The 18,621-nt window shown below is 61.6% G+C and carries 20 protein-coding genes; 8 read left to right on the top strand and 12 right to left on the bottom strand.

Annotated features, from left to right (window positions below):
• Nucleotides 1–84: 84 nt before the first annotated feature.
• The 5 genes from art_RS11250 to art_RS21045 all read right to left on the bottom strand — a co-directional run bounded on the left by art_RS11250 (nucleotide 85) and on the right by art_RS21045 (nucleotide 3,684).
• Nucleotides 85–1,101 carry a helix-turn-helix domain-containing protein gene (locus art_RS11250; RefSeq protein ID WP_038465031.1) on the bottom strand — a complete coding sequence of 339 codons (1,017 nt, stop codon included), beginning with the start codon at nucleotides 1,099–1,101 and terminating at the stop codon, nucleotides 85–87.
• Nucleotides 1,102–1,163: 62 nt separating this feature from the next.
• Nucleotides 1,164–2,126, bottom strand: coding sequence for an alpha/beta hydrolase (locus tag art_RS11245; protein WP_038465029.1), 963 nt, complete (start codon nucleotides 2,124–2,126; stop codon nucleotides 1,164–1,166).
• A gap of 181 nt (nucleotides 2,127–2,307) precedes the next feature.
• A complete protein-coding gene (locus tag art_RS22245; protein WP_157875242.1) occupies nucleotides 2,308–2,445 on the bottom strand; it encodes a hypothetical protein in 138 nt (45 codons plus the stop codon).
• Between the two features lie 64 nt (nucleotides 2,446–2,509).
• Entirely contained in the window at nucleotides 2,510–3,214 is a 705-nt protein-coding gene (locus art_RS21050) for a DUF418 domain-containing protein (RefSeq protein ID WP_253901595.1), read from the bottom strand.
• A gap of 50 nt (nucleotides 3,215–3,264) precedes the next feature.
• On the bottom strand, nucleotides 3,265–3,684 hold the full coding sequence (locus tag art_RS21045) for a heparan-alpha-glucosaminide N-acetyltransferase domain-containing protein (RefSeq protein WP_052136304.1): 420 nt from the start codon (nucleotides 3,682–3,684) through the stop codon (nucleotides 3,265–3,267).
• Between the two features lie 407 nt (nucleotides 3,685–4,091).
• Here art_RS21045 and art_RS11235 point away from each other — a divergent pair, with 407 nt between their 5' ends.
• The 3 genes from art_RS11235 to art_RS11225 are packed head-to-tail and all read left to right on the top strand — an operon-like array spanning nucleotide 4,092 to nucleotide 5,922.
• Entirely contained in the window at nucleotides 4,092–4,415 is a 324-nt protein-coding gene (locus art_RS11235; RefSeq protein ID WP_038465027.1) for a helix-turn-helix domain-containing protein, read from the top strand.
• Between the two features lie 2 nt (nucleotides 4,416–4,417).
• The gene (locus art_RS11230; RefSeq protein WP_038465025.1) at nucleotides 4,418–5,302 is read left to right on the top strand and encodes an ImmA/IrrE family metallo-endopeptidase; all 885 of its coding nucleotides are present in this window, start codon (nucleotides 4,418–4,420) and stop codon (nucleotides 5,300–5,302) included.
• A 14-nt stretch (nucleotides 5,303–5,316) separates the two neighbouring features.
• Nucleotides 5,317–5,922: a hypothetical protein gene (locus art_RS11225; protein WP_038469773.1), complete on the top strand. Its 606-nt coding sequence runs from the start codon at nucleotides 5,317–5,319 to the stop codon at nucleotides 5,920–5,922.
• 150 nt (nucleotides 5,923–6,072) lie between these two features.
• On the opposite strand, the gene art_RS21040 is transcribed toward art_RS11225, so the two are convergent.
• Genes art_RS21040 through art_RS11210 form a run of 3 tightly spaced genes read right to left on the bottom strand, consistent with a single transcriptional unit; the run spans nucleotide 6,073 to nucleotide 10,996 of the window.
• Nucleotides 6,073–7,266 (bottom strand): restriction endonuclease subunit S, encoded by a 1,194-nt coding sequence (locus art_RS21040; protein ID WP_052136302.1) that lies wholly within the window; start codon nucleotides 7,264–7,266, stop codon nucleotides 6,073–6,075.
• Nucleotides 7,263–8,840 carry a class I SAM-dependent DNA methyltransferase gene (locus art_RS11215; RefSeq protein ID WP_052136949.1) on the bottom strand — a complete coding sequence of 526 codons (1,578 nt, stop codon included), beginning with the start codon at nucleotides 8,838–8,840 and terminating at the stop codon, nucleotides 7,263–7,265. Before art_RS11215 ends, art_RS21040 begins: the two co-directional genes overlap by 4 nt.
• Nucleotides 8,841–8,881: 41 nt before the next feature.
• Nucleotides 8,882–10,996, bottom strand: coding sequence for a hypothetical protein (locus art_RS11210; RefSeq protein WP_052136301.1), 2,115 nt, complete (start codon nucleotides 10,994–10,996; stop codon nucleotides 8,882–8,884).
• A 320-nt stretch (nucleotides 10,997–11,316) separates the two neighbouring features.
• Between art_RS11210 and art_RS21035 the strand changes: the two genes are divergently transcribed.
• From art_RS21035 to art_RS22530, 4 genes are all read left to right on the top strand, one after another.
• A complete protein-coding gene (locus tag art_RS21035) occupies nucleotides 11,317–11,844 on the top strand; it encodes a hypothetical protein (protein ID WP_052136299.1) in 528 nt (175 codons plus the stop codon).
• 206 nt (nucleotides 11,845–12,050) lie between these two features.
• Complete coding sequence (locus art_RS11200; RefSeq protein WP_157875241.1) at nucleotides 12,051–12,698, top strand: hypothetical protein; 648 nt, start codon at nucleotides 12,051–12,053, stop codon at nucleotides 12,696–12,698.
• Nucleotides 12,699–12,829: 131 nt separating this feature from the next.
• Nucleotides 12,830–13,597 carry a TM2 domain-containing protein gene (locus art_RS21685; RefSeq protein WP_082000246.1) on the top strand — a complete coding sequence of 256 codons (768 nt, stop codon included), beginning with the start codon at nucleotides 12,830–12,832 and terminating at the stop codon, nucleotides 13,595–13,597.
• A gap of 130 nt (nucleotides 13,598–13,727) precedes the next feature.
• Nucleotides 13,728–14,057 (top strand): hypothetical protein, encoded by a 330-nt coding sequence (locus art_RS22530; protein WP_052136297.1) that lies wholly within the window; start codon nucleotides 13,728–13,730, stop codon nucleotides 14,055–14,057.
• Between the two features lie 570 nt (nucleotides 14,058–14,627).
• Here the strand turns inward: art_RS22530 and art_RS11185 are convergent.
• Entirely contained in the window at nucleotides 14,628–15,059 is a 432-nt protein-coding gene (locus art_RS11185) for a PLD nuclease N-terminal domain-containing protein (RefSeq protein WP_038465020.1), read from the bottom strand.
• Nucleotides 15,060–15,141: 82 nt separating this feature from the next.
• On the opposite strand from art_RS11185, the gene art_RS11180 reads away from it, so the two are divergent.
• Nucleotides 15,142–15,468 (top strand): DUF4229 domain-containing protein, encoded by a 327-nt coding sequence (locus art_RS11180; protein WP_038465018.1) that lies wholly within the window; start codon nucleotides 15,142–15,144, stop codon nucleotides 15,466–15,468.
• A 23-nt stretch (nucleotides 15,469–15,491) separates the two neighbouring features.
• Here the strand turns inward: art_RS11180 and art_RS11175 are convergent, their stop codons facing one another.
• From art_RS11175 to art_RS11165, 3 genes are all read right to left on the bottom strand, one after another.
• The gene (locus art_RS11175) at nucleotides 15,492–16,376 is read right to left on the bottom strand and encodes a 1,4-dihydroxy-2-naphthoate polyprenyltransferase (RefSeq protein WP_038465016.1); all 885 of its coding nucleotides are present in this window, start codon (nucleotides 16,374–16,376) and stop codon (nucleotides 15,492–15,494) included.
• Nucleotides 16,377–16,476: 100 nt separating this feature from the next.
• Nucleotides 16,477–17,619, bottom strand: a complete 1,143-nt coding sequence (locus tag art_RS11170) for an AMP-binding protein (RefSeq protein WP_038465014.1) — start codon at nucleotides 17,617–17,619, stop codon at nucleotides 16,477–16,479.
• Between the two features lie 29 nt (nucleotides 17,620–17,648).
• Nucleotides 17,649–18,605: a 1,4-dihydroxy-2-naphthoyl-CoA synthase gene (locus tag art_RS11165; RefSeq protein ID WP_038465012.1), complete on the bottom strand. Its 957-nt coding sequence runs from the start codon at nucleotides 18,603–18,605 to the stop codon at nucleotides 17,649–17,651.
• Nucleotides 18,606–18,621: the final 16 nt, after the last annotated feature.

Below are 18,621 nucleotides of genomic sequence, written 5' to 3'. Positions count from 1 at the left end.
GGCGACATGCGCCCACGATTGTGGCGACGACTGGGGAACACCTCATCATGGTGGAAAAGATCCTGCCCGCGGAGCCTCAGGCCGTCAGCTGCCGTCGTCGAATTTGGCGTTGGTCAGGCGGTGCAACATTAACGCGACATCAAGCCTGGTGCGGCCGGACGGCGTCGACGGGTCGTAGCCAAGCGTTTCGGGCAGCTTATCCAGCCGGACGCCCATGGTCGAATGATGTACGCCAGCCTGAGTCGCAAGGCTCCGCCGGCTGGCTCCTCCTGCAAGACCCCTCAGCAGGGGTACTGTCCATTGAATGCCGAGCAGCGACTCAATTGCAGATACATCCGGATGTCGAATGGTGTTTTGATCAGTTGCATCGGCCAACACAAGAAGTGCACCGAGGTCGGAGGCCCTCAGTACGGGTTGTTCGGTGTCGGTGAGGCGAAGTGCGATGAGAGCTGACCGCCATGACTCACGTATGGCAATGGGAGTCTGGGCTGCAATGCCAATGCCCGCGCGGGATGCCGAAGTGGTGTCACCAGACGCCAAAACTGCACGAACCACTCCGAGCCGTGTCCCAACCAGCGTGTGGGCCAGTGACTGGGCGATCGGGACAGCCGCTGGAATAGCGATCGCATATGTCGGTTCGTGTGTGCCAAGGGAGAGGCGTGCGGCTGCCTCTTCGCACTCTTCAGGACTGGCGTCGCCAGAAAGCAAGACTTCGATGGCACGCCGGGCGGGCGCCAATGTATCCAGGCGCATGGTGGTGATGGACAGTGCAATCGCAAGCCGCTCAAGGACCATGGGATCGTTGGCATGAAGTGAGCCCGCCCGCTCCAGCCAGACGATGGCGCCTTCATCTGCTGTCGTGTTTGGCCAGACGCCCGACGGGCCCGCTGCCATTTCGGTGCCATCGGCGGCAAAGCGCCGGCCGTTGTCCTGGCCAGCGCGGCGGTAGCCGATCGGGCTCCCGCAAAGAACTGCCGCTCCGCGCAGCATTCCTTCGTGGCCGACGCGGCCGTCGACGAGTTTGTCGAAGTACGTAATGACTTTGAGCGTTTCGCTCGCTTCAGGGTCCAACGCGCTCAGTCTGCCAGCAAGTTCCTTCATTGACATCCCCTACATCGCTGTTGACCCCATCATAGGTGGACAGGGTCAACAGTCGTGTAGTCTCAGGCCGAGATCATCCGTTTGAGCCAGCGGTGCCGTGTCTCGACCATGGCGATCGACATCTGTGCGTGTGGGGCGAAGCCGTCGAAACCGTGAAAACCTCCGGGCCACACATGCAGCTCTGCGACACCGCCTGCAGCCCAGATTCGGGAGGCATAGGCGACGTTTTCATCGCGAAAAACCTCGGCACTGCCTACATCCAGAAAAGTGGGTGGCAGGCCTGAGAGATCCTCAGCACGTGCAGGGGCAGCATAAATCGAAACTTCATCGGTGCCGCGTTTGTCGCCCAACAAAGCATTCCAGCCGGTGAAATTACTGGTGCGGTCCCATACCCCGATACCTTGAATCTGGTGAGATGAGACTGTTTCGTTGCGGTCATCGAGCATCGGATATATCAGCAACGATGCACGCAAGGCAGGGCCCTTTCGATCGCGGGCAAGGAGGGTGACTCCCGCTGACAGCCCACCGCCTGCGGATGCGCCCGCGACAACAAGGCGGGTTGGATCGATGCCAAGTTCTTCCGCGTTGTTGGCAGTCCACACCAGCCCGGCATAGGAGTCCTCGACCGGGACGGGGTCAGGATACTCGGGGGCCAAACGGTACTCGACGCTCACCACAACGGCCCCGTGGCTGGCGATGTACGGGAGAAAGTCTTGGACTCCCAAAAAACGGTTGCCGATAATCATGCCGCCGCCGTGGATGTGGTAAATCCCCGGACCCGCCGTTGTCTGCTCGGGGCGGCGGTAGATCGAAACGACGATTTCCTCACCCTCGTAACCGGGGATGGTGCGTTCTTCATGTACTGCTCCGACGCTGGTGACAAGTTCATCCAGTGCCGGATCCACCGGCATTTGCCGCATAAGCGGAATCATGTCGGGAGTGAGAGTTGATGGAATGACCTCGGTAACGAGCTCAAGGGCGGCATTGAGTTCAGGATCGAACGGGGGAGCGACTAAGTTTTGCATGAGGGCCTCCGGTGGTCGGATCGCCGCGACGTTGCGGCTTGGTCCAATACTCGCAAGATCCTCGGGCTACCGCGACCGCCACCCGGTCCGTAAACGTGGCCAAATGCCCGCCAAGTGGCGGATTCATGTACGACGCCGGGCCCGCGCCTCCCAGCGCAGGCCCGGCACTGTGCACCGTCACCTAAGCAGGGAAGTCCGTGCCCTCGGACAGTTCTTCCCATTCATCGATCACTGCCTGCTGCGCCGTGAGCACTCCGCGCACGGCTCGCAAGGCATCGGTCCCCAGCAGCAGCAATGCAGGTGTTTCCGGAGAATCCACCGCGGTGGTGAGGGCCTGGGCGGCGCGGGCGGGATCGCCCTTCTGGGTGGCGTGGCGGATGTGCTCAGGTGCGTCGGAGTTGCCGGCCGGAAGTCAGTGCACCCAGCAGCGCCTCCATCGGCCCCTTGCCGGCCAGCGCTGCCCACGATGAGCAACCGATGAGCACCCCGACGGTCATAGGCCAGAAGGGGGCAAGTTCTCGGAAGTCGGTCCACTCGTCGAGATTCGGGTCGCGCCCGCCCTCGACCGAAATCCACACCGCCCAGATGATGATGTGCGACACATAAGCTGTCAGCGGCATCGATCCGGCGGCTCGGATGGGCCAGAGCAGCCAACGCATTGGAGTCGCGCAGATCAGCATGCACACTCCGATCGCTGCCAGTGCAAAGCCGCCCGAACCGAGAGCCTCTCCGATGCCTGAGGAGTGAGGTCCGTCTTGCATCACCGACTGGATCCATGCATCCGACCAAGCCTCTTCGTTGACGAAGCTGTCTGATGCAATCACCCGATTGCCTATCGGGCCGATAATTCCGTAGCCGACAAATGAGAACGCCGCGCCGACAACGAGGAGGATCCAGGCGCGATGGGGACCTGCGCTTAGCACTCGGCCGGCACCCATCCCCGCGGCGATGAAAGCCGTCCACAGAAGAAATGGGTAGTTCCAGCCCAGTATCCGCAGGGCATCCTCGATTTCCTGTTGGTCGGAGCTGTTTGCCACGTTGTAGTCGATCGCCATGACGACAAAGGGCATGGTCAGGGCCAGCAGCATGGCGAGCACGAACAGGGTGCTCGCAGGCAGACGCAGCAGCGGTATGCCAATCAGGAAGACGATGGCGTAGGCAGGATGACGAATATTGGAACCTCGAGTCCGTCGAGGATGATGCCGAGGACCCAGATGAGTATGGCCCGAAGCACGAGCTGCGTCCGTGTTCCCCACAGTCGGGTCGGTGCATCGTAATTGTTCTTCCGGGCAGTCGCGGCAGCCGTGACGAGCGCCAAGGAGACACCGGCGAGGGTGGCAAACAGGATAGATGAACGGCCAGAGACAATGCCCGACCACGTCTCACCCCGGCCCCATTCCAACGGCGTGATGACGGTGAGGTGCGCTGCGAACATGCCGAAGACCGCGAACCCGCGGGCCAGATCAATGCCGGGCAGCCGGTGCGGCGGTTCGAGCCGGGCGAAGTTTGTCTTGAAACGCTCGAACAGCCGACGATCACGTCGCCGGGGGTTGCTCATGTAGCGCTCCGCTCATCTGTCCAGTCTGATCGCGGGCAGGGAATGCCGAGACGACGTAGTTCAGACTGCCGCGACCGAGATGTCGTTCCAAGCTTCCCACGCGGCGACGCGTCGCGTGTAGTCGGTTTTCGCGACGTCGAGTGGATAGTTGCCGAGGAAGAGCTGGAGCGGAGGCTCACCGGCGTCGACGACTGCGAGCACCGTTTGAGCGGTCGCTCTAGGAGAGCGGCTTGTGCTGAAGACTTTCGAATCCGAGTGACGGTGGGAGCCAAGGGGTGTATTACGTTGACGGTGAACGGTCAGCGGCGGTTTCCACTGGGAGACCCGGCTGCAGAATTCTCGCGTTCGTGTCCGCGCGCGGTGCTACGATTGAATCAAGTTGAAATTTTGATTCAAGGAGATGTGCCATGGACGCGACCAGTGTGGGGGGACGCGTAAAAACAGCCTACGAGACTGCCGGTTTGAACCAGCGGCAGCTCTCTGACCTGACGGAAATTTCTCAGTCGACACTTTCCCGAATCGTTTCCGGTGATCGCGTGGCAAAGACCAGCGAGCTGGTTGACATTGCCAGAGGAACGGGCGTTTCCCTGGCGCAATTGACCGGATCCGGTGCAGCCTCCCGGGTGCTCTGCGCGCCCCGGGCTACCGATGGGTCCCAGATGTCGGTCATGCGTGACAGGCTTCTGCAGTTTGCGGATCTCAACGCCTACCTGGATTCCCAGGCAATTTAGGCATGAGCAGGCTTTCAGCTGAAGAAGACGGCAGGGCTGCCGCTGCTAAATTCCGGTTGGACCATGGGCTTGGGGTGTGGCCGCTGAATGATTTGGTGGCACTGATTGAAACCCGCCTGGACATTGATGTAGCTGTCTTGGAAGTAGAGGCAAATGGTGGAGAACATGGCCTCACAATGTTCGACCCGAAAAGCGAAGCGACATTCATTGGCGTAGCCAAAACGAATCACCCGATGCGGCAACGAAGCACGCTCGCCCACGAACTCTCCCACGCAATATTCCGTGACTGGACGGACTACGACCAACAGGTGCCTGTTGCCCGCGCGTTCCGGGAGCAGCGTGCCGATGCATTCGCACGGCATCTGCTCGTTCCCGAGGATTCTCTTCGGTGGTTTCTGCGAGATCGTACGGCAGGAGAAATATCCCTGGCGCACCTTTCGTCCGTCGTGCAGACATTCCTCGTGTCCCCTGCCATTGCTGCAATCGCCCTGTGCTCGGCGGGATTTATCGGCGCCCAGACCAAAGCTGAATGGATGGTTCTCCGTACTCCGGGGTTGGCCACCCAATTTGGCTGGCTCGACCAGTACCGGACACTTCAAGCTGATTCTTCCCGGACCCGAGCACCTCAGCGTCTGCTCACTCGCGCCATCCGCGGCTATGAGCAAGGCGTGATCACAGTTGAGACTGTGGCATCCATTCGAGGCATCCCTGCGTCCGAGGTTAAAGATGAATTGGATGCCGCTGGCATCGTGCCCAAGACAGTGGAACCTGAATTCTTGCGTGCCAAGGACCTTCCTGCTGTTGAATCGGATCGAGCCTTCCTTGAAGCTCTGGACACACTTGACGATCTGAATGAATCCGTGGACGAGCGGATCGCAGGGATGTGAGGGCGCTTCCGATTATGGACGCGGGCCCCGGCCTGAACTTCTTCTCACTCAATAAGGAGAGGATGTTGTTTGAGGCGCTCGGGCCGCTATGTGTTCCCGAGACGGTCCATTCGGAAATGATGCGCAAGTCTCGTACCGACGAACGTTTTTCGCGCACGCAAAGCGTTCTTGGGAAGCTTCCGCAGGCGTTGCTGGAAATCCTCAGTGACGATGCTGCCGGACCCCTGAGTGAGAGCTTTGAACGTATTGCGAAAATGCCCATGGCCGACCGAATGAGGAACGGTAAAGATCTGGGCGAAATGATGGTGGTGGCCCATGCTGCCACTCAAGCTGAACGAGGACACAACGTCACGGTTCTCATTGACGATCGTGGAGGGCAGCTCCTCGCTACGCACGAGTCCCGACGGTTGGACCGGCTCAGAATTGTCGAACCACAGACCGGGCACTTGCAAATGATTACGAGCGTGACAGTGCTCGAGCGTTCTGTCGCCGGCCACTATCTCCCTGACCATGCGGCTCTTCGTAAACTGTATGCGCGGATGAGGTCTCTCGATGACGGCCTCATGCCCCTGGAGATGACTGGTCTTCTGACATTGCCCGGGTGGTCAGCGAGCCGCTAGTCCAAGCACGACGCCGGACACTTGCCTCGATGTGCCACTTCACCTGCCGCTGTGCATACCGCGCACTAACGTCCTCGATTTCGGGACATTGGTGGTTATCGTCTCTATTGTCTCGAAATCGAGTGCATTAGCGCATGGCTGACCGAAGAGTCACACAGCGGCCGAGACGACGCGCTCAGCGTCCTTGACGCGTAGCTTGCCGGACATCAGCTGGGGGAGCAGCGCGTCGCGGGTTGCGGCGAGGCGTCGATTTTCCATCCGAGTTTGCGTCGCGCGCAATCCGCTACTCGTGACACTGTTTAGGACCCCGGTAGGAATAGAACGGGGATCTAGAACGAGAGTTGCCAGCAGGTCCGCAGGCTTCACTCGCTGATGGCTGCCCGAAGTTCCGGCAACCTTTGATTCCAACGATGCGCTAAAACTTGCCTGTGACAATATTGCCCAGAGAACCGTTGTCGAGGAGTGGCGTGGTTCGAGAACCAAGAACTCGGTTGACGCCAGCGCCGGGATGTTGGGAACCTCAGATACATCCCAAATACGCGGAAAACGTGGATTCAGTTTCGATACGAGGACTGCTGGCCGCTCGATGAGGAACTTCGAGCTCTTGATATCGAGTGGGCTGGACTCCTCAGGGAGTTGGCCAGTATCAAATGCAGGCAGGCTGTATTGAGCGACAGAAATGTCCTCAAGCAGTTCAGGTTTCGTTGAATTCTTGTGATAGTTCACGATCTCGTTGAGAGCCACCGACGGCTGGAATTGGCTCAAGAGAGCAACTACCAAGGCTTCCGCAGTTGCGGTGAGTTTGGTGTTGGCGTCGATCTTGTCGTCGAGGGCGCCCAGGACTTCTGCGATGGCTTGCTGCTGGCTTAGTTCTGGAAGCTCGATGGTGATACCTCGAAGCGAGGTAAGCGGCTGACCAATTCCAGGTGTCCCGACGGTCGATGCACGCATCAGAAGTTCACGTTCGCCAGGACCTCTGAAGAAGTAGAGAACAAATTTCGGATCCGCTTTATTCGGGTCAACGGTTAGTTTCATCATGCTTGACGAAAGCAGCATACGGCGCTTACCGACGATCCCGACCCGACCGATAGCTCCCCTGTGAGGAAAAACAAGATCGCCCTCATTCAACATCGAGGATGAAAGCTTGTCAGCGGTCTCCTGTGAAACGAAAACTAAATCTTCCTCGTTCAGATACGGGCTGGTCTTGATATTTTGTCCCCGTACGACAGGTACTCCGGAAGGAGTGTAGAGGTCCGCTTTGAGGTTGGAGCCAAAAGGCCCGATCGCAATTGACCGAGCGGCTGGAGCCGCGATGTCCTGAATCTTGAAACTTCGCAGACTCATGAAACCCTCCCCAACTGCTCGCGCACCACTGCCGCCAGACGGTCGGACTCGTCGAACTGGGCAAACAGATCAGCAGACAGACGTGCGATCTTTTCCTCGATCGGCTCGCCGTCGTCTTTGACTTCAGCGGCGCCAACGTAGCGACCGGGGGTCAGTGCGTAGTCGGCGGCCTTGATTTCCGCCAGGGTGGCGGACTTGCAGAAGCCGGGTTCGTCGTCGTACTCAAGACCGGAAGCCACAGCGGAAGCGGACCCGCGCCAGGCGTGGAACGTCCCCGCGATGCGAGCAATGTCCTCGTCAGAGAGTGCCCGCTCAGCACGATCCACCATGTGTCCCAGGTTGCGGGCGTCGATGAACAGCACCTGCCCGGTGCGGTCAACGGACCCGTAAGCACCAGCAGACTTGTCCTTCGCGAAGAACCACGTGCACACGGGGATGCCGGTGGAGCGGAACAGCTGCGTGGGCAGCGCGATCATGCACGAAACCAGGTCAGCCTCCACCAGCTGCGCGCGGATCTCGCCCTCGCCGCCGGAGTTGGAGCTCATGGACCCGTTCGCCATGACCACACCGGCCGAACCGCCCGGAGCCAGCTTGGAAATGATGTGCTGAATCCACGCATAGTTCGCGTTGCCGGCCGGCGGCACGCCGTACTTCCAGCGTGGGTCCGACTCCGAGCGCGCCCAGTCCTTGATGTTGAACGGCGGGTTGGCCATGATGAAATCGGCCTGCATGTCCGGGTGCTGATCGCGCGCAAAGGTGTCACCCCAACGCGCGGCCAGGTTTCCGTTCAGGCCGTGGATGGCAAGGTTCATCTTCGCCATCCGCCACGTGCGCTCGTTCAATTCCTGTCCGTAGACCGAAATCTCCGAGCCCTCTTTATTGTGCGATTCCAGGAACTTCTCCGCCTGCACAAACATGCCGCCGGACCCACACGCGGGGTCGTAGACGCGCCCGTGGGTGGGCTCCAAAACCTCCACGAGCACCCGGACCACGCCGGCCGGCGTGTAGAACTCGCCTCCGCGCTTTCCCTCGGCGCGCGCGAACTTCTCCAGGAAGTATTCGTACACTTCGCCCAGCAGGTCGCGCGCCTTCGTGGCGCCCTCGCCGGTGAACTTGGCGGAGTTGAACAAATCCAGCAGCTCGCCCAGGCGGCGCTGGTCAATGTTGTCGCGGTTGAAAATCATCGGCAGCGTGGCCGCCAGGGTCGGGTTCGACCCCATCACGTACGCCATCGCATCGTCGATCAGCTCCCCAATCGACTTGGCATGCTCATCCAGCGACGCAGCCGTGCCCTTCGCGTTCTGTGCCAGGTACGTCCACCGCGCCCGCGCCGGAACCCAAAACACGCCGTTGCCGGTGTACTCGTCAACATCGTCAATGAGCTGGGTGATCTGGTCCTCGTTCAGCCCATCGGCAGCCAGCTCGGTGCGGATCTGCTCGCGGCGCTCATCAAAGGCATCGGAAACATACTTCAGGAACACGAGCCCCAAAATCACGTCCTTGTACTGCGAGGCATCCATGGACCCGCGCAGCTTGTCCGCGGCCTTCCACAGCGTGTCCTTCAATTCCTTCATGGTCGACGGCAGCGCCTCAACCTTTGCCTTCTTCGCAGCCACTAGCTGGTTCCCTCCATAGTCGTACTCAAATCCGTCATGTCCAAAACTTCAAAACTTCCGTGCGCGGCGCCATCCATGAGCAGCCCCGACAGCCCATCCAACTGCTGCAACCGTACCGCCAGCCTCCGACGTTCAGCCGCCACCTCCGCCAGCGCCGCACCCAAGGCGGGCCGTGCGCCGTCGTCAATCCGGCGAACCGGCCGCTGTTTCCACGGCCCCAGCCCCGCCTGCCCCACATCCTGAGCCAGGATCGCAGGCATCAGCCCCCGCGGGCGCCTGGTATTGATGCGCAGGATCCTTGCCGGATAAAGCACGACGGCGGCACCCACCTCATCGACCATGGCGCCGCCTTGCGCTCCGGTTGTGAAGATGACGTCGCCCGGTTCGGTCAGCCGGCCCTGTGGGTAGGAGTCGGCAAAGACGAGTTGGCTGATGTGCCGCGACCCGCGGACGGTGTTCCCGGTGAGCTCTGCAACACCAATAATGGCCAGCGGGGCACGTGCCGATTCTCCCATTCCCATGTGGGCATCAGCGATTCTGTGGCCCTGCAGGTACTTCAGCGATCCGTCCTTGAGTGCGGCACTCACCGTGGTTGGCAGCATTGTCGGCAGGGATCCGGCCGCGAGTGAAACCAGCAATTGTTGCTGGACGTTGCCGTTGACGGCGTCCAGGACAGCCTCGGCCTGAATGAGCTCGGCGGCAGCGGCCCTGGTGTGCGGAGCGGGCCGTCCCGACGAGTTTGAGGCCAAAGTCTCGGCCGTCAGACTGCCGGATCCTGCCAGCAGGGAGCGGGTGGGTACGAGCCGGGCAAAGCGGAATGAATGGGCCCGGATCTCCTCACGGGTGCCCAATGAGGCCGCCAGGTCGCTGACCAGATCCTGTCTGACGTCCATGGTGAGTTCTGCCCCGGAGAGGTCGGCGACCATGGTCCAGCGGTCGGCGATGTTCACCCGTGCGTGGGCATCGCCCAAAACTGCGTGGGCATCGCCCAAAACCCAGAGGGCCTGGGCTTGGCGGGGTTTGGTCGGCATCAGGCCCCGCGGCAGGCGCACGATGGCGCGGAGCCGGCCAGAGCGCAGAACATCAGAGCGGATAGCTTCGGCCTCACGATTATGAGTCGTGCGCTGCAAAGCGTCGGTCAGGATGGCGGCCGGCGCCAGAACCACGGCGGATGAGTGGCCATCCATGCCCAAGGCCATCTCATCAATGGCCGTCAGAATCTCGGCGGGGTTCGTGATGGGCTGCGAAGGGGACGGGAACTGGGCCAGCCGGACCATCCTGGCTGGGCCTGCACGGTTCGCGCTGACTTGGTTGGCCACGTCCACGTTGTCCCTGGACCGGCCATGCACGTGCATGCGGCGCCGCGCCAACCTGGCCGCTGCATTGCCCCACGTCCCCACACACAGCGTTCCCGATGCCACCTCGCCCAGAATATCGGCGACGGCCAGCAGGAAGTCGCTCCCGCCGTCGTCCATAAAAACAGGAGGCTGCTCACTGTCCACAGCCAGTTCGACGGCGGTCGCGGCGACGAGGTCGACGGCCTCCGCAGCCAGCAGGGTGTCCGCATGGACCGATGGGCCGGCGCGGAACCGGTCCTTGAGGAGCTGCTCAAACGCGGCCGCAGACGTATAGGAAGCATCCGTCAGCAGGTCAGCGTAGGCGGCCAGCGGGAGCAGCTCCGGCCCAAGTCCCTCCAGCTCGGCGAACAGGAATTCGTCGTCCGGGTCAATCTCATCGGCGAGATCCAGCAGGTCATCGCCGACTTGGCCGCCCAGTGGCATGTCTGCGAGGCAGCGCAGCGCCAGGAGGGCTGTGAGGGCGGTGAAGTGGGTGTTCCTGGTTTCAGGTCCCAGTGGTGCTGCGAAAGCCGCCGCATCTTCGGCTGCATGAGGATTATTGCCGCGGCCGGTGGCTGTGAGCCAGTCGGTGATGTCGGCGGCGCTGAACAGTTCCTGGCGTCCGTGGCGGCCGGTGGGCGTTGGGAACGGGCTGCCGGTGTTCCTGCTGCGCGAACGCCACATGGAAACCACCGGGCGCTGGACCTGAGCCAGCGCGGCGATGTCGGACAAGGTGATCTGCAGTTGCTGCGGCGTTTGCGGTGCGCGGTCGCTCATGCGGATCTCCTTGTCTTGCGCGGTGGATTTGTGCGGTGCAGTTCCAGCATAAAACATTTGTGGACAAACTCTGTGGATATGTTGATAACTCTGGTTATCAGCAAGAACTTAGCAAAACTTTGCCGGCCTGTTTAGTGTCGATACCCAGAGCGCAGAGCAAGTGCTTCGACGTCTTGGGGAAGTGCGGGGCCGGCTATTGGGGGCGGTCCGGCGTGTCCCCCGGCACTGCGGATCGCGGGTCTGCCGGGAACGGACGAAGAAGTGCAGAAGGTCGTCGACCTCCTGCCGGAACAGTTGAAGTTTGAGATTGAGGAAAAACCATGAGCACCCCAACCACACCCCAGGTTCCGCCGCATGGCGCGGACGATTCCGTTGACCCAGCGGTTGCCGGGCGTGCTGCGTTTCCCGAGCTGCCGTCGGTTCCTGTGGTTCCAGTGAAGAGCCGCAAGCACATCTACTTTGGCCTGGGCGGGCTGGTCGTGGGGCTGGCTGCGGGACTGGCGCTCGGCGCGTTTGTTGGTGCCGTGAGTGGTGCTCTGTCGGAGTCGGGCGCGATTCCGAGGGCTGTCGAGGTGTGCTCCGCGACTGACATGGAAGGCGTGTCCGTCATGGATGGCGGGAAAAGCCTGAACTTGCAGACAGCGGGTGAGGAATCCGAGGGAACCACTGCCCTCACGGTCGTCTGTGTTCTGGGCGAACTTGATGCACCGGACAGCCTTTACACCAAGCTCGAATCGACACGTGCCTTGGACGGCAACAAGTCCGCCGACTGGGCCGGCTTCACGGCGTCATGGACGTACCACCCGGACGACGGGCTGAACATCATTGTGGAAACCGCGGCCAAATAGCGTGGCCATTTTAGCCAAGGAGATGCCGTGAACGAGAAGTTACCGCCGAAACAGGCCGTTCCCAACGGCGATGACGCAGATGAACCCGCCGAGGGTGCTTGTTCGGACGTTCCCTGGAGGGCACTGTTTCCCATTCAGCTGCCGCAAAGACTCGGCCACTTGGGCATCATGCCGCAGGGACGGCCACCAGAAGATAGGGGAGAGAAATGAGCACGTTGAAAGAACCGGGCACCGGCAAACCCGCCGGCAAGCCTGCGAAAGCCGGGAAGAAGCGCAAGTACACCCTGGCGATCGTGGTGATGGCCGCCGTCGTACTCTTTGGCGGAGGATTCCTGACAGCAAACTTGACCGCCGACCCGACTGCCAGCGACGAGTACATCGAAATGGACGCGTTGGCAAGCAAGGCCTCTGGGGAGCGGGACAGCATAGACGCCCAACGACTCCGTCTGGAGGAGACCCTGGCCGAGCAGCAGGCCGCCATGACCGAACGCGAGAATGCCGTGGTGGTGCAGGAAGCAGCCGTCAAGACCAAGGAAGAGGAATCCGCAAAGACGATTGCCGAACGCGAGGACGCGGTCAAGAAGCGCGAAGACGCCGTCGTCGGGGCGGAGCAGAAACAAGCCGCAAACACTATCGCGGACGGCACGTGGGTTGTCGGTGTGGACATCGAGCCCGGCGTCTACAGGACGAAGTCAGACGTGGGTTCCAGCTGCTACTGGGCAATACTCGCCAGCGGCACCAACGGCGACGACATCATCGCCAACGACATTCCAGGCGGAGGCTTTCCCACCGTGACGCTGGCGGCAGGCCAGGACTTCAAATCCAGCCGCTGCGGAGCCTGGGTCAAGCAATAGCCAAAAGCCCTCACAGGGGCCACCATGCGGCAGGACGTTCAAGACACGGCCTGGCACTTAAATACTGGTACCTAAATACTTCACCAACAAAACCGGCTCCGGCAGCTTTGCCGTGCCCGAAAGGAATCATCATGTCGCACAAAACTTATGTTCAAACGCCCCAGAAGGCGCCGTTCAACCCGGCCAAGACGGAGGGGACCAAATCCTTCGTGGTCACGTGGCTGCTGTCCCTGTTCCTCGGCTTTTGGGGTGTCGACCGCTTCTACCTGGGCAAGGTGGGCACCGGCCTGCTGAAGTTGTTCACGCTTGGCGGGTTCGGTATTTGGATGTTGATCGACCTGATCATCACGCTGGTCGGCAAGCAGACCGACAAGTCCGGGAACTTGCTGGCCGGGTACTCGAAGAACAAGGTTGTTGCCATTGTGGTCACCGTGGCCCTGATGCTGGTTGGCGGAATCAGCGGCGGTGCGGCTGGCACCTCGGGCACCAACCCTGTCGTTGAGTCGGGGGTCGAGGCACCGGCAGCTCCGGAGGCAAAGGCACCCGTTCCCGAAGTGCCCGCTGAAAAGCCGGTTGAGAAGCCGGTCGAGGCCACGTGGGTGGAAGTTGTTTCGCTGAGTGGCGCGGCAGACCAAGCCAGCCAGGTCTTCGCATTGTCCGGCAAGGAAACTCGCATGGTCTACGAATTTGTCGGCTCCGAAGAGGACTTCGCCATCGGCAGCATCTATCTGGAAAAGGAAGGCACCGACATCATGGTTGACGGTGGCATCCCGGTTGTCATGATCACCAAGCCGGAGAGTAACACCACGGCGCTGCACAAGAAGGCCGGCAACTACTTCCTGGACGTCAAGGCGGCGAACCTGGATTCGTGGACCGTGAAGATCGAAGAGAAGCAGTAACGCAGCCCTAACGTTCCGCGAGATCGCAGGTGTGACCCTAAGCCACGTTTAGGGCCACCACTGCGATCTCGCGGTGGAGTTCGGGTACAGACAAAGCTGGCGCCTCCGCCCGGGGCCTGACCGCGATGCTTTGATCGGCTCCAAAGCCAGCACCCGTTCCAACGATCAGATGGGTCGTCGCCTGGCGTCGACACTCATAGCGGTTTCCCTGGGTGAGGGTGACTTCATCACCCGCCTCCACGAACCCTTTCCCTGGATGACTTTCTTCTCGAACGAACCGCAACGGAAATTTGCCGACGAAGTGGTTGAAGTTGCTCGTGGGTGCGCGTTCGTGGGTCACTTCGGACGTCTGAGCATCACCATTAGCGCTTGGGAGGCCAGCGCCACGGCATTGGCAGAGGGTTTCCGATCCAACGGATCCGACCTGCAATACCTGGACGAGCCAATCATCGTCCAGTAGCCATAGTCATGATGGCGAAAAGCGGCAGGTACTCCGTCCGGTTAGAACCACAGACTACTTGCTGCTCCACATCACGCGTGAAGCCGAAAAGGATGGGCTGACGCCTGTGCCACGGAGCGCAACAAGATGGCAGATGCTTGGGAATTCCTGACGACGACACCGCAGAGCGAGGATCCAAATTCTTGCTACCGCATGCGCGATGAGTTGGCTGTTCTGTCATTTCAGGGCCAGGACTATGACCGGTACCAATACAAGGTCAATTACAGTGGCAGAATTTGGTGCGCCGTCGTCCCTGCTGCTGGCAAGGGGTCCGGACGAACGCCGGGCCGTGTCCTCATTGAGAGAGTGACAACGGGCCATCCGAATGAGTTGGATCCGACGAAGAACTATAGGTGGGGCATCGGCGGCCGGGAGCCCTCAAGTTCGTCCCCAACAAAAACTGGCCCTCCCCACCGGCTCCCTAACCTCGTACCTCGGCCAGGGAGCTCTGCCGGCGTGGGCCCAAGAAAACAGCGAAAATCGCATCCAAACGCATATTTTCGCCGTTTTTTGCGGGCCGGCTGAAAGAAGCTACTTCTTGTTTTCGTCGTTCGGGTGCTGCTCGCGGAGCTTTGCCTCGCGGGCCTCCAACTCGGCCTTGAGCTTGCGGAGCCGTTCGGCTTCCATCTTCTGCGTTCTGTTCACTTCAAGGTTGCGCAGGAACTGGGGGTCGTCGTCGGGGGCTGTAGACCGTGCATAGCTGCCGGGAGCCGCGGTACGGTTCGGGCCGGATGAAGGGCCGCCCGTCCGCTGTCCAACGGAGGAGCCGGCGCCTGACGCGGCGTATTGCGGGCGCCCAAACAGGAACCACAGAGCAACACCAATCACGTTCAAAAGCACGATGACGAGGATCCAGGCGGATTTGGGGATGCTGCGCACGTCGTTGGTTTCGCTACGGAGGCAGTCAATGAGTCCGTAAACGAAAATCACAATACCGAGGGCAACAGGAATGATATAACGCATACTTCATTCTACCGTTGAGCGACAAATCGGCACCCTCCCGGGCACTGGGGTGACACTCAGCTTTAGCGGCTAAACTTGGCCCGTGGCTTTCTTCAAATACTCCCTGATCCGTGGCGTTCTTTTCCTGGCATTCTTCCTCATCGCCTACAAAGCGCTGGACTTCAGCCCACTCACCGCGGCCCTGATCGGCGCCCTGTGCGCATTCCTGGTCAGCTTCCTGTTCTTCCGCAAACAGCGCGAGGGCGCCACCGCCGCCGTCGCCAAAACCTTCGCGCCGAACGCCACCACCACCCAGTCCGCGGGTGCCATGGCCGATGCCGAGGCTGAGGACGCGCTCATCGACGAGAACCCCGATATCTGGATCGACGCCGACCGCAAGCCCGGAACCACCAAGCCCGAAGCGCTCTAACCGGCCCCGCTGCGGCCGCGCAGTTACAGTCGCAGCGCGGGCAGCACCATGGCCGCCGCAAACAGCACGCTGAAGCCAAGGTTGATCAGCCCCGTCTGCTGCAATACGGGAATCAGGGACTTGCGCTTCTTCCCCTTCAGCATGAGCCAGCTGGGCATCAGCATGAACGGCACCAGCAACAGCACCAGCAGAATCCACGGATTTTCGGGCACCAGGAACATCATCAGCCCCAGCGACAGCGCCAGCATCACCACATAACTGAGCCGCGCATTCTTATCGCCCAGCCGCACCGCGAGTGTCCGCTTGCCCACTTCGGTGTCCGTGGGGATGTCGCGGACATTGTTGGCCATCAGAAGTGCGACGGCGATCAGTCCCGTGGAGATTGAACCCAAGACTGCCGCCGTGCTCACCCCGCTAGCTTGGGTGAAGGTGGTGCCCAAGGTCGCCACGGGCCCGAAGAACACAAACACAAAAACGTCGCCGAGGCCCATGTAGCCGTACGGGTTCTTGCCTCCCGTGTAACCCCACGCTGCCAACACGGCGCCGGCGCCCACCAGCAGCAGCCACCACGCCTGGGACAGGATCACCAGTGCCAGTCCGGCAACCATGGCAAGACCAAAGGCGGCAAACGCTGCCATCTTCACGTTGTGCGGGCGGGCCACACCGCTGCCCACGAGACGCAACGGTCCAACCCGGACTTCGTCGGTGCCGCGGATTCCGTCGGAGTAGTCGTTGGCGTAGTTCACGCCAACCTGCAGCAGCAACGCAACGAGTGCGGCCAAGATGGCACGGACCCAGTGCAGGCCACCCATGTCAAAGGCCGCCGCGGTACCGATAATCACGGGGGCAATTGCCATGGGCAGGGTCCTCAGCCGGGCCCCGGATATCCATTGACCCACAGTGGCCACAGCGTTACTCCTTATGTGCAGTTGAATGAAATATTCGTAGCTGAATAAAATTGGTGCCCGAGCATCGGGCCCACAGGATTAATTGTGCCGCTTGTCGGCGCTAGGCGGCGTGTGCGGCCTCGGTCAGCGCGGCCAAAATTGCCGCCCTGTCGGGCTTTCCATTGCCAAGCAGCGGCAGCGCCGAGACGAACACCACAGTCTTGGGCAGCAACTGGGCCTCCATGACCTCGGCCGCACTGGCCAGCAGCTGCGCCTCGGTGCCCGAGGAAACCACCATGGCAGCCACCTGCTGTCCCCATTCCTGCGACGGAACCGGCACCACAAACGCCTCGCGGACACCCGGCACGCGGTGCAGCCCGTCGGTGACGGCACCGGCGGAAATCTTCAACCCGCCGCTGATGATGACATCGTCAACCCGCCCCAGCACGCGCAGCCGTCCCTCACTGTCCAGCTCGCCCAAGTCGCCGCTTTGGTACCAGCGCACCATCTCGCCGTCGTGCTCTTCTTCGGAGAAGGATGCGGAAGTGAGCTCCGCATCGTCCAGGTACCCGGCCGCCACCACCGGGCCGCCGAGCCAGACTCGGCCGTCGCGGATGGCGAGCTGCACGCCGTCGAGAGGGACGCCGTCATATACGGCGCCGCCGCAGGTTTCGGACATGCCGTAGGTGGTGACGACCTTCAGCCCGGCACCGCGCGCGGCCTCAAGCAGGGCGGGGTTGATGGGGCCGCCGCCAAGCAGGATCGCGTTGAAGCGGCGCAGCACGGTCAGCGTTTCAGCGCTGGGGTTGGTCAGGAGGCGCGTGAGCTGGGTGGGCACGAGCGAGGTGAAGCGGGTGTTGTCGGTCAGCTCCAGCGCGGCCTCGGTGAAGGCTTCGGGGGTGAATCCGCCGCTCAGGTCCATGGCCCAGGGCCGCGTGCCGGCGAACAAGCTGCGCACCAAAACCTGCAGTCCGGCCACGTAATTCATGGGCAGCGCGAGCAACCACTGTCCCTCGCCCTGCAGCGCCATGGCCGTGCCCACCGACGACGCCGCCAGCGCCTCCACACTCAGCAGCGTCCGCTTGGGTGTGCCGGTGCTCCCCGAGGTAAGCACGACGGCGGCAACGTCGGTTTCGCTTCCGGCCGGGCGTCCCAGCTCGGTCGCCGGGATGAGGGTGAAGCTGCCGTCGGGGGCGATTTGGACCGCAGGGCCCTCACCGGAGAGTGCTTCGGAAAGTGCCTTGAGCAGGGGTTCAATGTTCATGGGTGCCTATATATAGGAGTTGCGGGGGATTAGAAGTAGTACGGGAAGGGGGACCAGTCGGGGTCGCGTTTTTCCAGGAACGCTTCCTTGCCCTCCACAGCCTCATCGGTCATGTAGGCCAAGCGTGTGGCCTCGCCGGCGAAGACCTGCTGGCCGGCCAAGCCGTCGTCGGCCAGGTTGAAGGCGAATTTGAGCATGCGAATGGCCTGCGGGGACTGGCGGGCAATGTCCGCCGCATATTCCAGTGCCACCTTTTCCAAATCCTCGTGAGCCACGGCCTCGTTGACGGCACCCATGGCGACCATGTCATCGGCTGAATATTCGCGGGCCAGGAAGAAGATTTCCCTTGCCGACTTTTGCCCGATTTGGCGGGCCAGCAGGGCCGATCCGTAGCCGGCGTCGAAACTTCCGACAGTGGCGTCCGTCTGCTTGAACTTGCCGTGCTCGCGGGAGGCGATGGTCAGGTCCGAGACCACGTGGAGGGAATGCCCGCCGCCTGCTGCCCAGCCGTTGACGACGGCGATGACCACCTTGGGCATGGTGCGCATGAGCCGCTGGACCTCCAGGATGTGGAGGCGTCCGGCGCGTGCGGGGTCGATAGTTTCCTTGGTCTCGCCCTCGGCGTACTTGTAGCCGTCGCGGCCGCGAATGCGCTGGTCGCCGCCGGAGCAGAAGGAATGGCCACCATCCTTGGGGGAGGGGCCGTTGCCGGTCAGCAACACGGTCGCGACATCGGGGGTCATGCGGGCATGGTCCATGGCACGGTACAGCTCATCGACCGTGCCGGGGCGGAAGGCGTTACGGACCTCGGGCCGGTTGAAGGCGATGCGGACGGTGGGCAGATCCCTGACGATGCTGCCGTCTTCGCCGCGTTCCACCTGGCGGTGGTACGTCATGTCGGTGAAGTCGAAGCCCTCAACCACGCGCCAGCGGGTGGGGTCGAAGATGTCGGATACCTGCTCGGGAAGATTCGTTGTGCTGCTCACCCTTGTGATTCTAGCT

This window comes from Arthrobacter sp. PAMC 25486 (assembly GCF_000785535.1).
Lineage (GTDB): Bacteria > Actinomycetota > Actinomycetes > Actinomycetales > Micrococcaceae > Specibacter.
Note: the sequence above shows the minus strand (reverse complement) of the source record. Positions and strands in the feature narration are given on the sequence as shown.